Origin of the sequence: Synechococcus sp. CCY9201, assembly GCF_034931105.1 — a bacterium.
GTDB lineage: Bacteria > Cyanobacteriota > Cyanobacteriia > PCC-6307 > Cyanobiaceae > CBW1002.
In genome coordinates this window covers 1-17804 of the sequence record NZ_JAYGIC010000169.1, presented here as the reverse complement: position 1 = coordinate 17804, position 17804 = coordinate 1, and the positions used below count along the sequence as shown (strand labels likewise).

Annotated in this window: 25 protein-coding genes; 13 read left to right on the top strand and 12 right to left on the bottom strand. The window is 65.0% G+C overall.

Features of this window, described 5'->3' with window-relative positions; translation table 11 throughout:
- Positions 1–87: 87 nt before the first annotated feature.
- Entirely contained in the window at positions 88–1719 is a 1632-nt protein-coding gene (locus VB716_RS16320; protein WP_323271040.1) for a DEAD/DEAH box helicase, read from the top strand.
- 28 nt (positions 1720–1747) lie between these two features.
- Here VB716_RS16320 and VB716_RS16315 read toward each other — a convergent pair whose 3' ends face one another.
- From VB716_RS16315 to VB716_RS16305, 3 genes are all read right to left on the bottom strand, one after another.
- Positions 1748–2149 (bottom strand): hypothetical protein, encoded by a 402-nt coding sequence (locus VB716_RS16315; protein ID WP_197157891.1) that lies wholly within the window; start codon positions 2147–2149, stop codon positions 1748–1750.
- A complete protein-coding gene (locus VB716_RS16310) occupies positions 2127–2537 on the bottom strand; it encodes a DUF6554 family protein (protein WP_231598113.1) in 411 nt (136 codons plus the stop codon). The genes VB716_RS16315 and VB716_RS16310 overlap by 23 nt, the downstream gene beginning before the upstream one ends.
- A 71-nt stretch (positions 2538–2608) precedes the next feature.
- Entirely contained in the window at positions 2609–3124 is a 516-nt protein-coding gene (locus tag VB716_RS16305; protein ID WP_323271039.1) for an AbrB family transcriptional regulator, read from the bottom strand.
- 110 nt (positions 3125–3234) lie between these two features.
- Here VB716_RS16305 and VB716_RS16300 point away from each other — a divergent pair, with 110 nt between their 5' ends.
- From VB716_RS16300 to VB716_RS16280, 5 genes are all read left to right on the top strand, one after another.
- Positions 3235–3495 carry a hypothetical protein gene (locus tag VB716_RS16300; protein ID WP_323271038.1) on the top strand — a complete coding sequence of 87 codons (261 nt, stop codon included), beginning with the start codon at positions 3235–3237 and terminating at the stop codon, positions 3493–3495.
- 67 nt (positions 3496–3562) lie between these two features.
- Positions 3563–3817, top strand: coding sequence for a hypothetical protein (locus VB716_RS16295; protein ID WP_197159382.1), 255 nt, complete (start codon positions 3563–3565; stop codon positions 3815–3817).
- Between the two features lie 476 nt (positions 3818–4293).
- Entirely contained in the window at positions 4294–4551 is a 258-nt protein-coding gene (locus VB716_RS16290; RefSeq protein WP_231605696.1) for a hypothetical protein, read from the top strand.
- Between the two features lie 202 nt (positions 4552–4753).
- Complete coding sequence (locus VB716_RS16285; protein ID WP_322757955.1) at positions 4754–5221, top strand: Hsp20/alpha crystallin family protein; 468 nt, start codon at positions 4754–4756, stop codon at positions 5219–5221.
- Positions 5222–5432: 211 nt separating this feature from the next.
- Positions 5433–5606: a hypothetical protein gene (locus tag VB716_RS16280; protein WP_197157899.1), complete on the top strand. Its 174-nt coding sequence runs from the start codon at positions 5433–5435 to the stop codon at positions 5604–5606.
- Between the two features lie 573 nt (positions 5607–6179).
- Here the strand turns inward: VB716_RS16280 and VB716_RS16275 are convergent.
- The 4 genes from VB716_RS16275 to VB716_RS16260 all read right to left on the bottom strand — a co-directional run bounded on the left by VB716_RS16275 (position 6180) and on the right by VB716_RS16260 (position 7681).
- Positions 6180–6695, bottom strand: coding sequence for a cupin domain-containing protein (locus VB716_RS16275; protein WP_322757956.1), 516 nt, complete (start codon positions 6693–6695; stop codon positions 6180–6182).
- A gap of 152 nt (positions 6696–6847) precedes the next feature.
- Complete coding sequence (locus tag VB716_RS16270; RefSeq protein WP_323271036.1) at positions 6848–6985, bottom strand: hypothetical protein; 138 nt, start codon at positions 6983–6985, stop codon at positions 6848–6850.
- 23 nt (positions 6986–7008) lie between these two features.
- A complete protein-coding gene (locus VB716_RS16265; protein ID WP_322757958.1) occupies positions 7009–7320 on the bottom strand; it encodes a hypothetical protein in 312 nt (103 codons plus the stop codon).
- A 61-nt stretch (positions 7321–7381) separates the two neighbouring features.
- Positions 7382–7681: a hypothetical protein gene (locus tag VB716_RS16260; RefSeq protein ID WP_231598112.1), complete on the bottom strand. Its 300-nt coding sequence runs from the start codon at positions 7679–7681 to the stop codon at positions 7382–7384.
- A gap of 341 nt (positions 7682–8022) precedes the next feature.
- Here VB716_RS16260 and VB716_RS16255 point away from each other — a divergent pair, with 341 nt between their 5' ends.
- The 4 genes from VB716_RS16255 (at position 8023) to VB716_RS16240 (ending at position 9479) form a co-directional block, all read left to right on the top strand.
- Positions 8023–8145 carry a hypothetical protein gene (locus VB716_RS16255; protein WP_322757959.1) on the top strand — a complete coding sequence of 41 codons (123 nt, stop codon included), beginning with the start codon at positions 8023–8025 and terminating at the stop codon, positions 8143–8145.
- Positions 8146–8160: 15 nt separating this feature from the next.
- Positions 8161–8430: a hypothetical protein gene (locus VB716_RS16250; RefSeq protein WP_197157923.1), complete on the top strand. Its 270-nt coding sequence runs from the start codon at positions 8161–8163 to the stop codon at positions 8428–8430.
- Between the two features lie 187 nt (positions 8431–8617).
- Positions 8618–8902 carry a HupE/UreJ family protein gene (locus tag VB716_RS16245; RefSeq protein WP_322757960.1) on the top strand — a complete coding sequence of 95 codons (285 nt, stop codon included), beginning with the start codon at positions 8618–8620 and terminating at the stop codon, positions 8900–8902.
- Between the two features lie 58 nt (positions 8903–8960).
- Entirely contained in the window at positions 8961–9479 is a 519-nt protein-coding gene (locus tag VB716_RS16240; RefSeq protein ID WP_322757961.1) for an NAD(P)H-dependent oxidoreductase, read from the top strand.
- An 81-nt stretch (positions 9480–9560) separates the two neighbouring features.
- On the opposite strand, the gene VB716_RS16235 is transcribed toward VB716_RS16240, so the two are convergent.
- Positions 9561–10103 carry a DUF305 domain-containing protein gene (locus tag VB716_RS16235; protein ID WP_323271034.1) on the bottom strand — a complete coding sequence of 181 codons (543 nt, stop codon included), beginning with the start codon at positions 10101–10103 and terminating at the stop codon, positions 9561–9563.
- Positions 10104–10464: 361 nt separating this feature from the next.
- Complete coding sequence (locus tag VB716_RS16230) at positions 10465–10884, bottom strand: heavy metal-responsive transcriptional regulator (RefSeq protein ID WP_197157930.1); 420 nt, start codon at positions 10882–10884, stop codon at positions 10465–10467.
- A 394-nt stretch (positions 10885–11278) separates the two neighbouring features.
- Between VB716_RS16230 and VB716_RS16225 the strand changes: the two genes are divergently transcribed.
- Both VB716_RS16225 and VB716_RS16220 read left to right on the top strand, forming a co-directional pair.
- Positions 11279–13312: a copper-translocating P-type ATPase gene (locus VB716_RS16225; protein WP_323271049.1), complete on the top strand. Its 2034-nt coding sequence runs from the start codon at positions 11279–11281 to the stop codon at positions 13310–13312.
- Positions 13312–13788 carry a cupredoxin domain-containing protein gene (locus tag VB716_RS16220; RefSeq protein WP_323271032.1) on the top strand — a complete coding sequence of 159 codons (477 nt, stop codon included), beginning with the start codon at positions 13312–13314 and terminating at the stop codon, positions 13786–13788. Before VB716_RS16225 ends, VB716_RS16220 begins: the two co-directional genes overlap by 1 nt.
- Positions 13789–13821: 33 nt before the next feature.
- Here VB716_RS16220 and VB716_RS16215 read toward each other — a convergent pair whose 3' ends face one another.
- Together VB716_RS16215 and VB716_RS16210 are read right to left on the bottom strand one after the other, a co-directional pair.
- The gene (locus VB716_RS16215; protein WP_323271031.1) at positions 13822–15345 is read right to left on the bottom strand and encodes a multicopper oxidase family protein; all 1524 of its coding nucleotides are present in this window, start codon (positions 15343–15345) and stop codon (positions 13822–13824) included.
- Between the two features lie 21 nt (positions 15346–15366).
- A complete protein-coding gene (locus VB716_RS16210) occupies positions 15367–16032 on the bottom strand; it encodes a DUF305 domain-containing protein (protein WP_323271030.1) in 666 nt (221 codons plus the stop codon).
- A 295-nt stretch (positions 16033–16327) separates the two neighbouring features.
- Here VB716_RS16210 and arsS point away from each other — a divergent pair, with 295 nt between their 5' ends.
- Positions 16328–17296, top strand: a complete 969-nt coding sequence (gene arsS, locus VB716_RS16205; RefSeq protein WP_416238132.1) for an arsenosugar biosynthesis radical SAM (seleno)protein ArsS — start codon at positions 16328–16330, stop codon at positions 17294–17296.
- A 6-nt stretch (positions 17297–17302) separates the two neighbouring features.
- Here arsS and VB716_RS16200 read toward each other — a convergent pair.
- Positions 17303–17804 (bottom strand): TIGR04282 family arsenosugar biosynthesis glycosyltransferase (locus VB716_RS16200; protein ID WP_323271029.1); only part of this gene is annotated, 502 nt, incomplete at its 5' end.

The following is a 17804-nucleotide window of genomic DNA, read 5'->3' as shown; positions in this document are numbered from 1 at the left end:
TGGCAGTTCCAGAGACAGATTCGTCTTCGCTTGCCTGAGCCATCCTCGCCACAGGCCTCGCGGTCCGAGCCACGCCAGCGTTGTCTGATGCGGCTGGGGGAGTCGGGCCTGATTGAGGTGGTCAGCCCCTACGACGCCGTGACCCAGGCCCAGCTCCGGGCGGTGCGTCCGCCGGGACGCTGGCTGGGCCGAAAACGGTGCTGGGAGTTTCCGCTCCGTGCGGCCGGTGCGCTGCAGGCTTGCCTGGGGCGCCGCTTTGCTCTGGATCCGGAACTGGAGCAGTGGCTGGCCTGGCTGCAGCAGCCCCTGCCGCCCCTGCCTCCCCATCAGGTCCTGGTGGAGGCTGCCGCCACCACCGAGCCCCTTCCGGATGGGCGCCGCCTGTTTGCCCATCAGCGGGCCGCCGTGCGCTGGCTCCTGGCCCGCCGCGGCGCCGTGCTGGCCGATGCCATGGGCCTCGGCAAGACCCTGACGGCCCTGATGGCGGCCCGCACCCTGGCGCGCCTGTCGGATTGCCGCATCGTGGTGCTGGCGCCGGTGGGGCTGCATGCGCACTGGCGCCGGGAGGCGGCCGCGCTGCAGCTTCATCTGGAGGTGCACAGCTGGTCCAGGCTGCCCGCTGCCCTGCCGCCGGCGGGCACCGTGTTGCTGGCCGATGAAGCCCACTATGCCCAGTCCCTGGCGGCCAGACGGACCCAGGCGTTTCTGCGGCTGGCCCGTCATCCCCGCCTGAGGGCGATCTGGCTGCTCACCGGCACTCCGATGAAGAACGGTCGACCGGCCCAGCTGTTCCCCCTGCTGGCGGCGATCGGCCATCCCCTGGCTGAGGATCAGCGCCGCTATGAGGAGTTGTTCTGCCAGGGCCACTGGCGTGAGCAGGGTGGGCGGCGTATCTGGCAGGCCCAGGGGGCGAGCCGGCTGGAGGAACTCCGGCGGCTGACCCGCCCCCTGCTGTTGCACCGCCGCAAGCAGGATTGCCTCGATCTCCCGCCCAAGCATCGCCGCCTCGTTGCCGCGGAGCTCACGCCCTCGGAGGCCCGCGGCTTTCGGCATCGTCTTCAGGGCGTGATCGACGATTACCGTCGGCGGGCCGCCCAGGGCCGGGTCCGCCGCGACGCTGAGGCCCTGGCTGTGCTCACGGCCCTGCGGCGGATCGGTTCGGACTACAAGCTGTCCCTGGCCCATCGCCTCGTCACCGCCTGTCTGGCGGAGGGCGAACCGGTGGTGGTGTTCACCGGGTTTGTGGCTACGGCGACTCTGCTGGCGGCCCAGCTGCAGGGGGGCCTGGGCGAGGGGGCTCTGGGTGACGGGGCACCCGGGGAACCGGCGGGGGCGGTACTGCTCACCGGGCGCGTGCCGGTGGGGTGGCGTCAGGAGCGGGTGGAAGCCTTTCAGGCTGGCCGCTCGCCGTTGCTGATCGCCACCTACGGCACGGGCGGACTGGGTTTCACCCTGCATCGGGCGCGCCATGTGGTGCTGATCGAGCGTCCCTGGACCCCCGGAGATGCCGAGCAGGCGGAAGACCGCTGTCATCGGATCGGCATGACCGCACCGCTGACCTGCCATTGGCTGCAGCTGGGGGTGGCCGATCAGCTCGTCGATGGCCTGATCGACAGCAAGGCCGAGCGCATTGCTCTGCTGCTGGAGAACCGCCAGCGTCAGCTGCGTCGCCAGGCTCTGCCGGCGATGGTGCGGGAGCTGATCGATGGTTGGCCCTGAGCCGGCCGCCGTTGACGGCGCTGCCTGATCAGGACCCGCTGCGGCAGCTGGCGGCGCGCAATTTCAGATCTTCCTGCAGCAGCGGGTCCAAGGTCTTGGGATCCATTCGGCTGGCCAGGGCCGTGGCTTTGGTGATGTCCTGGCAGGCGGCGGCCCCATTGCCGCGCAGGCTCTGGAGCAGGAAGCGTTCGTTCAGAGGAACCGGATCCTTGGGGAAGGCAGCCACCACAGCATCGCAGCGACGGATGGCCTCCCCCAGCTTCTTGATCTGCACGTCGCGCAGGCAGTCGTCTGGCTGGATGCTTCGCTCCGGTAAGGATTCTTCGCTGCAGCCGGCCAGTCCGGCCAGAAGCAGAAGCAGGGGCAGTAGAGATCGGCCAGGGGCCTGGCTGCGGCTGCGGACGTGGTCAGTAGCTGTAGCGCTGTTCACGGGTCATGCCGCTGCTTGGTCGGGGGCTGTCTGGCGAAGTCGCGGAGCCGGCGTCAGCCTGGGGCTTGGCGTAGAGGTCTCCCAGGAAGCGGCCGCAATCGGGATAGGTCCCGGGGTTCTGAACCACTGCCTCGGTGATCATGACGGCGCCGTGTTCCGGTGAGGTCTTGAACAGGCTGGCGCTCTGACGCTTGATCAAGGCGTAGGCCGCATCCCAGCTCACCTGATGATTGTTACCTGCACCTCGCATGAAGCAATACACCTGCGCCCCTTTGCTGCCGGCATCGCTGCTCCCTTGAGCCCGTGACGGCAGGGTTGCCGCGCCGCCGAACAGCACGGCGACGGGCAGGAGGCCGTGCAGGAAGACACGTGGCAGGCGGAGATCCATGGTGCCGGGTCAGACGGACGGGCGATCAGGCGCCACCGTATCGGCCCTGCCTTCGGTGTCGAGGCGGCTGTTCAAGGGGGCGGGCTGGACAATGGGAGCACCAGCTTCACCACCAGGGGCAGCACCAGCAGCACGGTGATCAGACGCACGGCGTGCAGGGCTGCGACAGCGGCGCCGACGCCGAACTCGGCCCCCACCAGGCTCATGCCGCTGATCCCTCCTGGAGCCGCTCCCAGCAGGGCCACCACCGGATCAATGCCCAGCAGTCGGCTGCACCACAGACCCACCACCACGCCCGTGAGCACCAGGGTGAGGGTGATCAGCACCGCCGGCCTCCACAGCAGACGCAGCTCGGTCAGGGCGTTGGCCGTGAGCCCGGTGCCGATCACTGTGCCGATGGCGATCTCCAGCACCGTGCGGCTGCCGCTGGGCCACTGGGCCAGTTCCAGCCGTCCACTCATGCTCAGGATGCCGGCCCCGAGCAGCGCGCCGGCCAGTGGGGCGGCTGGAATGCCGGTACGCAGGGCGAGCAGGCCACCCGCCAGACCTGCCAACCCATAGAAAACCAGGGGCCAGAAGGAGGCCATCCGGCGAGGGGATCGAACAATGCCTGCCAGTCTGGCGGGTGGGAGGCTGTCTCCAGGCTTGAGCGGAGCCGGCGGGTGTGTTGTGATCGGCCTCGATCTGCCCTGTCTCGATGACGTCCGAATCGGTGTCCTTTCGCATTACGCGCCATACGGAGACCCTGGCGGAAACCATTCACACCCTCTCGCAGCGGCTGCTGAAGCTGGAGCAGCGGCTGGTGGCGGTCGAACGGCAGCTGTCCAGCGTCGATCAGTCCGATCCGGCAGAACTCGACAGCCTGGAGAATGTTGAGCGGCTGCTGCGGGATTGCCGCCAGTTGCTTGAGGTCTCCGAGGGTGATGTGATCGCCATGGCCACTGATGCGGCTGCCTAAGCACACAAACCTTGCGGCAAGCTCCCGAAACTCCGAAACCGGTGACAAAATGGAAAGAAAGCCAGCCATGGCCTTTCCCTCCCTTTCCGGTACCCCCCTTCAGGGGTTGACCCAGCGCTCCGCTACCAGCTTCGGCAGCGCTTCTCAGCCCTCTGGAGCGCCCCCCCACCGGCTCTTGCAGCCTTCCGAGGGTGATCATCAGCTTGAGAAGCTTGAGTTCGCTCTGGCCGTTGCTCTCACCAAGGGAGACGAGCAGCGTGCGGCGGTCCTGCGGCAACGCATCCTCGAGTTGGGGGGCAACAGCGAAGAACCAGGAACCTGATCGCTTCCGCCAATGTCCTCCTGGCAACCTGCTTGGCCAGGAGGCGCTGGCTTCAAGGCTGGTTGACTCCATGCCTGTGTCCTGGCTGGGATCATCAGTCCTCGGGTGGGCGCAGGGTTTGGCCGGCAGCACAACCATCCGGTGCTGGATGTGCCGCGCGATGACAATCGGTTGCCTGACGCTGACCTTCTGGCAGAGCTTGCCGCAAGATTGCTATCATCAGCCTACGAAGGATCAGTTTGTGGTCACATCGATCTCTAATGCCTCTCCTTCGCTTTGTGCCAGGAGTCGATCGACCCTTCCGTGAGCACTGCTTTCGAGCGAGCAATGTTCCCCGTGAGCGCTGCTTCCATCTCGATGGCCTTCTCCTGAATCGTTGTCCTTGATGCCTTCAGTGGATGTCGGGATTGCGGCCACTCTGGACTGTCCATGCTTCTGGCTCCCTCTTCCGTTTTTGTCGTCACGTGCTTTCTTCCATGCAGGCCAGGGTGAAATCGTTGCGGACTCCCACGGCTGTGCTCAATCCGCTGCGCTCCTCGGCGGCTGCTTCCGCTGCGGATGACCGTCTGGCCTTGAACCAACGGATCACCCGTCTCGACTCTGAAGCCCGCCTCGCTGCAGAGCAGGGCGATGTGACGGCCTCCGCCCGCTCCATCCTGGAGCTGCTCGATTGCGAACGTCGTGCCGGTCAATCCGGTCCACAGGTGCTGCAGCTGATCAAGCCGCGTTCCTGAGCCTGGTGAGTGCTGCACACCCTGCGGTGACAAAGGCCGCCGCTGTTTCGGTTTTCGCGACCATGTGAGCCGGTTCGCCGAACGGGGTCGTGAGGACCGAATCGATCCGGTGGGTTTCTACGACAGAGGGATCGATCAATTCCGACGACATTGGCATCACGAGGGCGATGAAGCCCCGCCAATCATCCTTCGCCACCAGATCATGCTGAGCCTGCGCACCTCCTCTCCCTACGGTCTGATCGATCGTCTTGAGCAGCAACTGAACCAACAGCTGAACCAGCTGCCGCAGAACACTGAGCACGTGCCGGCAGCCGAGGTTCATCAGACTGAAACGGCTTACACCGTTGTGCTCGAACTGCCAGGGGTCGACAAGTCCGCCATTGATGTCAAGGCCACCGATCGAAGCCTGGTGATCAGTGCCGAGCGTCGATCCGGCCGAGAGTCTCTGGCCGCTGAAGGCGTATCAGAGGGTCAAACTTTGCCCGAAACCAAGCCTGACCCTGCCCCACTTCTGAGCGAATTCCGCTACGGCACCTGGAGTCGTAGCTTCCGTTTCCCTGTCGCCATTGAGCGCGATCAGCTGGAAGCCACCTATCACGATGGTCTGCTCACCGTGACCGCCCCCAAGGCTAACAAAGTCAGCACCGTCACGGTGAAGGTGGCTGGCTAACACCATAGTCCTGCCCCTCGGGGTGGCTCACACGTTCCCATGAACCATGCGCCCCTGGCTTCCTGTCGGGGGCCTTTTCTGTCCTGCGCCATCGAGGTGAGCTCACTGAACCCAGCCGCTCTGACACGGACAAGTGCCACCTGTTCAGCTTGGGATGCTGGCATGTCAGAAGCTTCGAAGGCGGAAGCGATCGGATCATCATCCCTGCGTTGTGGACTTCTTCCTGCCAATCATCCAACTCTGCCTGGTCAAGCCGCGGCGTCACTTCTTTCCGAGCAAGTGGAGGACGATCAGCAGAATGCTGCCCATGATGATCATGTTCATCGCCAGTTTGGTGATCAAGCGTTTGCGCAGCCTGGCCGATGCGGATTTGAATCTGCCGTGAATTTCTGGGTTCAATATGGAATGCTTCTCGGGTTGTTTTGATCGCGTTGAGCAAACTCCCCTCTTCCCAAAATAGGATTGCTTGAAGGGGAATGTCTCCGGATTGATGCCTTGAGACTGGTCTGCTCGTCCGTGATGTTGATTGAGGATTGACAAGAAAGGCGTCAACGGCGTCTTTGGCTTCATTGAGGCTGATTCCTGTTTGCTCGCGAGTGGTCTTGATTGCCTCGATTAATCGTCCTTCTAGGACAAGGGCTCTTGGATCAACTCTAAGCCCTGCCATCTGCTGGGTCTGCGTCGGTCGCCTCGGCAAGCGCGGCAACGGGCTGGGGCGAGTTGTTCAGGGCGTCGGCGACTCCAGGATTGGCGACGGCATGGAGACACCGAGGCAAATAATGGCCAGCGGCCAACTGCATTAAACTCTCAACTGGATCACCAGTCATGCTCAGCATCTCCTCTGTAGCTGTTCTTTTTTCATGGTCTATCTCCTATTTGCGATGATCTGGCTGATTCGTGCGATTCGTCCATCCCACCATCTAGAACGGATTCAGCAGTGCCCTCGTGCTGCATCGCATCAAGGTGCTGTCAGACGCGGCTTTGGACTTGCTTTGGCAGCGGGTTCAAGCACGGTGATCGGCTTTCCCTTCACCCCCGCGTAAACCACCACGATCTCGGCAGCTTCATTGCCGTTGTTCGTGCCGTAGTGGGGTTGATTCACCATCTCGATCAGCCCGTCCCCCGCCTTCAGCTGCACTTTGGCTCCCGCCTCGCTGATCACCAGTAGCTGGCCGCGAATCAGCATGCCGGCGTTGATCACTGGGTGGATGTGCATGGGCAGCCTCACCCCCGGCGGAATCGTGATGTGCAGCACGGTGACTTCCGGCTCGCCGCTGGGATAGGCGGGCAGCTGTGTTCCGTTCCAGGCCTGGCCTGAGCGGACCAGCGTCTGGACCTTGACCTCGGCGGGTTCCCCATCCGCCAGTGTCCTTGGGCCTGCCAGCAGCAGCCCGCCACCGATCAGCAGCAGGGCCAGCCAGCACCGCCGAGTCTTGAGCCTCGTCTGGTGCCTGGTTGCTGCACGGACGGACATGAGTCGCCTGCGGTCAAGCAGAAGTCTGGGGGATTCGGCGCAGGATTGCCAGCCCGTCACTCCCGAGGAGGTGTCGTATCGATCGCCTGGGTTGTCCTGACTCTGGCCAGGTCATCAACCGGGTGCTGACCTGGGCAGTCTCGCCGCCCCCATCACGACCGGCCCTGCCGCGATGGCGTCGCCAGCACCAGTAGCGCCGCGCTCACCAGCAGCACCAAGGTGGACAGGACCTGGATCTGAGGAGAGATCTGACGCTGGAAAGCACCGGCCAGATAGAGCGGCAAGGTCATTGTTTCACCGGTTGTGAAGCTGCTCACGACATAGTCGTCGAATGACAGGGAGAAGCAGAGCAGGGTGACCCGGCGGAAGGCCTCCAGCGGTGGTGCCCCAGATCCTGGGCTGCCAGTTCCAGGGTTGAATCGAATCCTGCCAGCCGGGCCTTGAGGATCAGCGCTGCGTAGCTGAGGCAGAACAGGCTGTGGGACAGCAGCAGGGTGAGGGGTCCACGCGGTAGATCGATGCCCACGAACAGGTTCAGCAGCGCTGTGGCCAGCACGATCTCCGGGTTGGTGAGCGGCAGGGCCAGCAGCAGCTCAATCCAACGACTGTGCTCACTCTTTCTCAACGAGGTGTCGTAAGCCTACGATCATGTTCTGATCGTCAGTGTGCTGGCTGTCGTTGAAGACTCACTTCAGATCTCCGGCTTCCACCCGCGTCCGAATCTTCTTCAGCAGCTCCCGTACCTGGGGGCTGCAGTCGTCGAACATCCCACCGTGGCGATCGCTCCTGGCCACGAAGAACAGGGCGCAGCGCAGCTCCGTGAGCGTGGTTGCACAGTTGTGGTTGGCCAGATCGGCGCAGGCCTCGAATGACCCGGCCGCTTCGTAACCATTGATCGTGTGGGCGAAGTGCTCCCAGCCGTGCAGGTCTCCCTCGGGATCAGGAATCCGTGCAAGGTCGAGCTGGTGGTTGGTCAGTTCCTTCAAAACGATTGGCTGCTGCCTGGGTGGAGGCTAGTGGCGCATCGTCATGGGAATGGCTGCTTCTGTCGGAACGATCCTGTTGAGCTGGTACTTCCTGCCTCTGGGCCAGGACGGTTGCACCGGGCATTCGTTTCTGTCTAACGGGAGTGAGCGCAACGGCAGTCCAAGTCCCACTCTGTCTTTCGCAGGAAGAGTTGCCTGGCAGCCTGCCCTCGCCTGCACGCTGGGTTCAGGCATGCGCCCCCGGTCAGATGAACGACGACGACATCTGCTCCGCCCTGGACACTGACCTCCCTGCTGTCTCCGACTCTTCACTGCCAGGACCGCCGCAGGCTGGCCAACCCATGCGCAACGCCGAGGATGGCTACATCGCTGCTCGGCACTCTGCCCTGGGGATACTGCGCCCCATTCTCGCAGCCATGGAGGATTCCAAGGTGCTTCATGCCGGCAGTGTCTCGATCACCTGAGGTGAGGCCGGCACCATGGCCGAGATCGCCCCGAGGCTTGAAGAACTGGAGGGCCTCCACCAGGGGCGCTCCTTCATGCGAACGACTGGTGGTGGGGTAACTCTTCTGGGGCTGGGTCCCTGGGGCGACGGCATCGCCCGGCTCCTGCTGGAACCCAGCGATCTTCTGTTGATCGTTGGTCTGGTGCTGCTGGCGGCCCAGGCTGGCCATCGGCCTGCTGCTGCTCGGCTGGCATTGGCAGCAGAATGGCGCGAACGGTTCCAGCGGGTCACTCCCTGGGGGTAAGGAGGAAAGTCCGGTGGGGTGCAGGATCGCCCTGAACCGATCACGGCACTGTCTCGCAGCCGTGATGGAGGCCCTCCGGCTTTCTCAGTCAGAACGCTCGCCGTGTTCACCCACCATCACCGGCGCGGGCCGGCTCGTTCGATGACACCCTCCTCCTCCTTCCGCTCCCTGGCTCCCATCGCCGGTGATGCCTGCCTGCCTGGCGATGCTGCTGCTGGATCAACCGGCCCAGGCCCACGGCATCGCCCAGGGCAGCATCGCCGCCTGCTTCCTGCATCCGCCCACCGGTGCCGATCACCTGTTGCTGCTGATCGGTGTGGGGGCGGCCGCGGCTCCGGCGGACGGCTCCGCCGCGCTCTGGTGGCTGGGCGCCTTCGGCGCCTCGCTGCTGGTGAATGGCGGTGGCTTCCTGCTGCTTGCCCTCTGTGGGGGCGTGATCGCCCTGGAGCCGATCGGGCTGCTGGTGCGCTGATCCCTTGGTGTTCTGATTCCGGCTTTTCGCCCACCCCTTGCCCTTCATCTGATTGTTCATGGCCGCCGATGTCCTCGTGATCTCCGTCAGTGCCGGCGAGAATCTCCGCCTCGCTGAGCGCTTTGCGGCAGCGGCACGCGGGCACGATTTGTCCGCGGAGGTGCTCAGCCTGACGGGCCTCTCACTGCCTCTGTTCAATCCTCTGACTCTGGCGGAGAGCGGCATCCCCGCTGGGGTTGCCGAGCTCAATGCACGGCTGGATGCGTCTCCCCGCTGGGTGATCTGCACACCGGAGTACAACGGCTCGATTCCGCCGCTGTTCACCAGTGCCGTCGCCTGGCTCTCAGTGCAGGGGGATGATTTCCGCAGGTTGTTCAACCATCGGCCAATCGCGATTGCCACCCACTCTGGCGGTGGTGGCTACACGGTGCTCACCGCGCTTCGGCTGCAGTTGGCCCATCTCGGTGCCAATCTGGTCGGCCGGCAGCTGGTGAGCAATCGCTTCAACCCGGCCAAGGACGACTCGATCGATGATCTGGTGGTACGTCTGCAGAGACTGGCAGCGATCAATCACTGATGGATCAACAACGGATCGATCAACAGCCGAATGGATTGATCCGGACGCAGGCTCTCAGCGTTGTGCCCCCTGAGCTTCGTATCACTTTCGGTACCACTGCTCCATCTGTTCAATCTCCTCGCTCTGTACCCGCACCATGGCGTGCTCCAGCTTGCGCAGCTCAGGGTGTTGGGCGTTGATCTGGGCCATGGAGGCCATCATCACGCCCATCTGATGGTGGGGAATCATCTGTTCGATGAAGGCTCGATCGAAGTCGGGAGCCTGGCTCAGGGCGATCAGGTTTGTGCTCGACCCCATGGGCCCACCCCCCATTCCCATTCCCATTCCCATCCCTCCCATCCGGCCCTGCCCGCCCCAGCCCGCCCCTGGTCCCCAGGTGGGCACGCTTTGGCCAAACCACTGCTGGTACCAGGCCCTCATCTGGGCGTTTTCTTTCGTCTGACTGGCCTGGATCCGCTTCGCCAGGGCCTTGATCTCGGGCCGCCGGGCACGGCTGAGCGCAAGATCGGCCATGGCGATCGCTCCGTCGTGGTGGGGAATCATCATCACGATGAACGGCTGGTCTGAGGGCAGGCCCATCCCCGGGCGGCCGACCCTCTCGATGTCTTCATCATGGTCAGGCATTCCATAGCCTCCCCAGCCCTGGGATCTGGATGGCAACGCAGCCCACAGGGACGCCATGCAGACCCCCGCACTGGCAAGACCCAGCAAAGCCCTGTTCCAGGATCTGGTTCGCTCTGAGCGCCTTCTCATCGGATCGTGAATTGGCAACAACTCATTGACAGCGAGTCGCCGCCTCACGCCTGGAACACCTGTCTTCAGGATGGTCACGCCGCTCCGATCTGGGCAACACCCGGCTGAAGCTTCATCCACTGCTCTGGATTGACAGCAGTTTGTTCTATGGGGCCTGTGGGCCAGCCATGCCAGGCACTGGGTGAGTGCATCAGTCAGTCAGCAGTGGCCTGACCGTGGCTTGTTTTCTCCCTCAGACCTGCAGATTGGGACAGATCACTGCATCATCCTGGCGGGGCGCGGTCTGCCAGCTGCCCAGCAGGATCTGAATCTCCTCGCGAAGCAGGCCCAGTTCATCGATGCGTTCGTCAATGCGTTCGATCTGGCGGTTGAGTTGCCGCTGGATGTCGTGGCAAGGCAGCAGCCCGGCATCGTGGGGTGCCAGGCAGGCCTGAATCTCTTCGAGGGTCAGACCCAGGGCCTTGAGCCGGCGGATGAAGGCCAGCCGTTGCAGGCTCTTCTCCTCATGGAACAACCGGTATCCCCCCGGGCTTCGGTTCACGGCCGGGAGAAGACCGAGGCCTTCGTAGTAGCGCAGCGTCTTTACCGGTAGGCCACTGCGGGCCGCCAACGCACCGATCTTGATGCCTTGCACCGGAGACGTGACGCCCATGGATCGGCTTGACTCTCCACTGTTAGGGAGACTTTAGGCTGACAGGGGCGTTCCCGGTTGTTGGTGCTCTGATGCTGTTCCCTGTCTCAGCTCTTGCTGTCTTTGCCAGGGCGGCTGCCGAGACCGGCGTCCTGACGCTCAAGGGCACGGGCTCGAGCTGCCAGGAGCGCCTCAGAACATCGCCAACACCGCAGGACACCAACTCCATGGGTCAGCGACACCTGCATCGACACTTGCATCAACACCTCCATCACGCGCTGCTTCCGGCCGCTGCGCTGCGGCTCGGTGGTCGCTCCATGACCACGCAGCCAACTGAATGAGCGTTCCGATGACCACCCCAACGATGGGTCAGGCCTGTTGCCACGGCGCAACCGAAACCCCGTCGACCACGGACATGGAGCGGGAGCTGGCCCAGGAGCTCACCGCGTTACGCCGCAAGCTGAGCGTGGCGGCGCTGCTCACGGCCCTGGTCATGCTTTCCAGCCTGCCCCACATGCTGGGCCGGCATTCCTTGCCGTTTCTGCCGGCCTGGTTCACCAGCCCCTGGAGCCAGCTGGTGCTCACCACCCCGGTGTTGTTCTGGTGTGGCCGGGAATTTTTCAGCGGGGCCTGGTCGGCGTTCCGGCAGCACTCCGCTGACATGAACACCCTGGTGGCGACCGGTACCGGCATTGCCTACCTCAGCTCGATTCTCACCACCGTTGCCCCCGATCTGCTGAGGAAGCAGGGATTACCGGCCGATGTGTATTACGAAACTGCGGCGGTGATCCTCAGCCTGATCCTGCTGGGCCGTCTCCTGGAGGCTCGGGCCCGCGGTCAGACCTCCGAGGCGATCCGGCACCTCCTGCAGCTCCAGCCCCCCAGCGCCCGGGTGATCCGGGACGGCGTGCCCGTCGAGATTCCGGTTTCGCTGGTGGTGGTGGGTGACCACGTACAGGTGCGGCCCGGCGAGAAGGTGCCCGTGGATGGGGTGGTGGAGGAGGGCAGCTCCTGGGTGGAGGAATCGATGCTCACGGGTGAACCCACCCCCGTGGCCAAGGCTCCCGGCGATGAGGTGATCGGCGCCTCGATGAACCGCAGCGGCAGTTTCACGTTTCGGGCGAGCCGGGTGGGGGGCGACACGGTGTTGGCTCAGATCGTCGAGCTGGTGCGCCAGGCCCAGAGCTCCCGCACCAGGGTGCAGAGGCTCGCCGATCAGGTGGTGGGCTGGTTCGTGCCGGTGGTGATCGCCATCGCCATCGCGGCTTTTGTGGCCTGGTTCCTGGTGAGCGGCAACCCGGTGCTGGCAATGGTGTTCCTGGTGAGCGTGCTGGTGATTGCCTGCCCCTGCGCCCTGGGCCTGGCTACCCCCACTTCGATCATGGTGGCCTCGGGCAAGGGGGCCGAGAACGGACTGATCTTCCGCAGCGCCGAGGCCCTGGAAACCGCCGGCACTGTGCGCACCATCGTGCTCGACAAGACCGGCACCCTCACCCGCGGCCAGCCGGAAGTGACCGATTTCGAGCGGCTGAATGGTGGTGCATTGCCGGCCGATGCCCTGCTGGCCCTCACCGCCGCGCTGGAATCCCGCTCGGAGCATCCCCTGGCTGAAGCGATCGTCACCTATGCCCGCAGCCAATTGAAGGACGGCTCAATGCCTGCGGTGGAGGGCTTCGAGGCCGTGGCCGGCCGCGGCGTGCAGGGGGTGGTCGCCGGCCAGCAGGTGCGGGTCGGCACTCCCCGCTGGTTCGAGGAGCTCGGCATCGACACCGCCGCCCTCAAGCCCCTGGTGGACCGTCTCGAGGCCGCCGCCTGCAGTGTGGCGACCGTGATGGTGGACGGGAGGATCGAGGCCTGCTTCGGCGTGGCCGATCCCCTCAAATCCAGTTCAGAAGCCGCCGTGGCCGCCCTGCGGCGCCTGGGTCTGCAGGTGGTGATGCTCAGCGGCGATGCCCGCCGCACCGCCGAGGTGGTGGCCGCCCAGGTGGGGATCGAGCGGGTGATCGCCGAAGTGCGCCCCGCCGACAAGTCCTCGGTGATTCGCAAGCTGCAGGAGCAGGGGGAGGGCCCCGTGGCGATGGTGGGCGACGGCATCAACGACGCGCCCGCCCTGGCCCAGGCCGACGTGGGTATCGCCATGGGCACCGGCACCGATGTGGCGATCGCCGCCAGCGACATCACCTTGATCTCCGGCAACCTGGCCGGCGTGCCGGCGGCGATCGAGCTCAGCCGCGCCGCCATGGCCAACATCCGCCAGAACCTGTTCTTCGCCTTCGCTTACAACGTGGCCGGCATCCCGATCGCCGCCGGCCTGCTGTTTCCCTTCACCGGCTGGCTGCTGAGTCCGGTGATCGCCGGGGCCGCCATGGCCTTCAGCTCGGTGTCGGTGGTGAGCAACGCCCTGCGGCTGCGCCGCTTCCAGCCGGCACCCCTGCCGAAGGCTGCCTGATGACACTCCCAGCCTTGATGTCACTCCTGCCTGCCCTCGCCGCCACCGCTGCCACTAGCGCCTCCACCGCCGAGCCCCTCTGGCGCACCATCGATCAGCCCATGGTGCTGAAGGCCCTGGTCGCCGGCGTTGGTGTGGTGCTGATCGCCTGGGAACTGTGGTGGTTCCTGGGACGCCATGGCGGTGGGGTGGTGGCCCGCGAAGGGGAGCACGGCCTGCAGGAGATCACCATCACCGTGGATGGCGGCTATGCGCCCTCAAGAATCAGAGTGAAGGCCGGCCGGCCGCTGCGGCTGGCTTTTCACAGGATCGATCCGAGCGGCTGTGTGGCCCAGGTGATCTTCCCCGATTTCCACAAAACCCTTGATCTGCCCCTTGATGCCACCACAACCCTGGAATTGCCTCCCACGGAGGCTGGCGTCTATCCCTTCCACTGCGGCATGAACATGGTGCGCGGAGTGATGGAAGTGGAGTGAGGGACGAGCGCGATCCAGCTTGTTCGCGTCCGTTCAGGCGCTGATCTCGAGGGTGCCCATCATTCCGAGCTCCTCATGATCGAGGATGTGGCAGTGGTACACCGTGCGGCCGGGAAAATTGAGGAAGACTGTGCGGATTCTCACCTCTTCTCCCGGACGCACCACCACCGTGTCTTTCCAGGCGCGAAAGGGTTCGGGTTGGCCGTTACGGCTGATCACCTGGAAGGGATTCACGTGCACATGAAAGGGATGATCCATCATTCCTGAATTCAGGAGAATCCATTCTTCCGTTTCATTCAGCCGCACGGTGGTGTCCATACGGGCGTGTTCGTAGACGTTGTTGTTGATCAGAAACGCCATGCCCATGCCGGGGCCCATGGCGTGGGAGAGGCTGAAGCTGCGCGTGCGGGTGGGCTCAGGTAACGCTGGAACTGCGATCAGTTGCCGCGGCAGCGGCATCGGTGGGCCTTCGCCCACATAGCTGACGGTGGCGAGGGTCACCGAAGCCGTCTGGCTGAGGAATCCACGCGGGCGGCCCATTCCGATTTCTCCCCTACCCATCCCACCTCTGCCTCTGCCACCTCTCCAGCCCATGTCCATCCCCCCTCTGCCCATGCCCATGCCACCGGCGAGCCGGTCATAGGGAAGGGCCTGCAGGCGGTAGCGCCCCGGGCTGCGGTTGGCTTGGACCAGCACGTCGGCCCGCTCACCGGGAGCTAGCAGCAGCTCCTGGAGCTCGATCGGCGCAGGGATCGCCCCGCCATCGGTGGCGATCAGGTGGAAGGGATGACCCTCGAGGGCCAGCCGGTAGAAGCGGGCGTTTGACGCATTCACCAGCCGCAGCCGCAGCAGACCTCCGGAGCTCACCTGCAGATTGGGCTGGATCTGTCCATTCACCGTGAGGAGCTCCCCCTGGCGGCCCCAGATCCGCTGCATCGGCGAAAAGCCGTAGCCCCGGGTACTGCCCTCCGTGGCGGCGGGGAAATCCTTCAGAAACAGGAACTCCTCCCGGGCGGCCCGCACCTCGGGAAGCTCATCCAATTCCCCTCGCACCACCAGCATTCCCCCCAGCCCGCCGAACACCTGATCGGAGACGGTGCCGTGGCGATGGGGGTGGTAATAGAACAACCCGGCTGGGTGATCTGCAGGAATCTCGAACGCATAGGCGAAGGATTCGCCGCCGGGAATCGAGAGGAACACGTTGTCGGCCGATCCGCCGGGGGAGACGTGCAGGCCGTGGTAGTGGAGATTGCTGGGCTGCTCCAGGGTGTTGCGAAACCGCAGTCGCACCGCGTCCCCAGGCCTCACCTCCAGACGGGGTCCCGGCGAGCGGCCGTTGTAGGTGAGGATCCATGACGGGCCTTGCGGCAGCCAGCCCGGCGTGGCGCCAGCCACCAGATCGAGATCCAGCAGGCCCCCGCTGGAGCGGATCACGGCAGGGCCAGCCATCACGGCGGATGGTTGGGCTCGGCACAGGGCGCCGCGCCCCAGTACCAGGCCACCGGCTCCGGCGGCCGCCAGAGCGAGAAAGGATCTACGGGAAATGTGCCGGGCCATGGTTCACGACCAGAGGGGAGCTCAGAGAGCGAAGAGGGCGTCGTATTTGTGGTAACCGGGCTTGCGCAATCCCTCCACCGCCAGCATCCTGCGCAGCTCCCGAATCTCGGCCCGCTGGGCCACGATCACGGCCCGGGCAAAGCGCCGGATCGTGGGGTTGGTGCTCTTGGCCAGGGCGTCGTGGGCCATGATCAGCGCGCCGCCGTGGTGGTCGAGCATTCCCTCGAGGAACCACACCACCCGGTTCTCCCTGGTGGGTCCGTCGCCCATCATCCGCATGCCGTCGATCTGGGCCTGGCTCATGCGAGTCAGACCAGACAGGCTGTTGGGATCGCCGCCGGCTGCCAGCGCCACCGGATAGACGGGCGCCTGCGGGTACCAGGCCTTGCGCCAGAGGCCCATGGCGCGGATCTCATTGGCCTGATCCCGCCAGATCGTCTTGCCCAGGGCCCCGACACCGGGTTGGCCGATGTCGAAGACGAATTCGCTCATGCGCAGGGCACCGGTGTGGTGCTGCACCATGCCGTCGATGAAGCGCAGGTCGTAGGTGGCGCCTGCCGGGCCCACGTCATGGGCATGACCGGCATGGGCATGGTCCTCTCTGGTTGGGCTCGTCATGCCTGGCATGCCGTCCATGCCGCGATGCCCCTCGTGGGGATCCTCCTGGGCGAAGGCCGTGGAAGACATCGTGGGCGACAACAGCGCAGCTGCAGCCAGGGCCATGAAGCTGATCCGAAGCGTGCCTGCTGGCATCACAACAAGGCGAATGAGGCCACCGTATGGGCTCCTCTTCACTGGAGAGTCAAGGTTGGCGTCGGTGGTCTCTCGCCTTGCTGGCACAGCGAGCAGCAGGGTTGGCCAAGATCAGACGCACAACCCAAGGGTCTCCGCATCCTCCCCAGCATCTGAGATGGCCTTGTCAGAGCACCAGAGAACGGCCGTGCACCAGAGAACGGCTGGCCAACAGAGATCAGCCGTGCCGCTGGAGGACGCAGCACCCACACCCACCATCACCTTCCCGGCCATCCGCCGCGGTGCCCTCACCACCCTGCAGGTCAACCTCGGCTACCGCTGCAATCAGGCCTGCAGCCACTGCCATGTGAATGCCGGTCCCAGCCGCACCGAGATGATGGACGACGCCTCCCTGGCGTTGATCCCCCAGGTGCTGCTGGCCCGCCGGATCCACACCCTCGACCTCACGGGCGGCGCGCCGGAGCTTCACCCCCGCTTCCGCGAGCTGGTGGTGGCCGCCAGGCAGCTGGGGGTGACGGTGATCGACCGCTGCAATCTCACGATCCTGAGTGAACCGGGCCAGGAGGATCTGGCGGTCTTTCTTGCCGAGCAGGGCGTCACCGTGGTGGCGTCGCTGCCCTGCTATTCGGCCAGCAATGTCGACCGGCAGCGTGGCGATGGTGTGTTCGTGCGCAGCATCGCGGCTCTGCGCCAGCTCAACGCCCTCGGCTACGGCCGGCCCGGGTCCGGCCTTGAGCTTCACCTCGTTTACAACCCCCAGGGCCCAGTGCTGCCGCCGCCCCAGGCCAGCCTCGAGGCCGACTACAAACGGGTGCTCGCGGCCGACTTCGGCATCGTGTTCAACCAGCTGTTTGCCCTGGCCAACATGCCGATCCAGCGCTATGCGGCCGTGCTGCAGTCCAGTGGTGAGCTGGAGGCCTATCAGCAGCGGCTTCGCAGCAGCCACCGTGAGACGAATCTGGCCCAGGTGATGTGTCGCTCGCTGATCAGTGTCGATTGGCAGGGAACCCTCTACGACTGTGATTTCAACCAGCAGCTGCGGCTTCCCCTCGGTGCCACCTCGGGGGCCGAGGGTCGCCGCGCTCACCTGCAGGATCTGCTGCACTGGGATCCAGCCTCTGAGCCGATCGCGGTGGCAAACCACTGCTTCGGCTGCACGGCCGGCAGCGGCTCCAGCTGCGGCGGCGCGCTGGAGTGAGCCCCCTCATTCCGGCGGTGAGGTCTGGCAGGCAATGAGGTCCGGGGCCCAGCGCCGCGCCAGCTCCAGAAGGTGCGGATCCAGGCTGGCCAGGTCTGCGGGGGTGTCGATGTCGACCAGTGGCGGTTGCTCCTGCCAGGACCAGCCTGCCGCTGTTAGACGCCGCCGCGTCTGCTCCAGCACCACTGGGGTGCTCCAGGGCATGGCCTCGAACAGGCTGATCTCAAACCGCCGCAGGCCCAGCAGCACGTAGCCCCCATCCTGGCTGGGTAGCAGCGTTGCATCGTGATCCCGCAGCTGGGCGGCAGCGCTGCTCAACTGGCGGGTGCCCAGAGCGGGGCAATCCATGCCGATCAGCAGCACCGGTTCACCCATCGCCAGGGCGCGCCGCGCCGCCCGCGCCATTCGCGCCCCCAGATCCCCCTCCCCCTGCTCACTCCAGGCCAGATCCGGCGGCAGGTTCAGTTCCTGCCAGAGGGGCAACTGCCGCGAGGGCGCCACGCAGAGC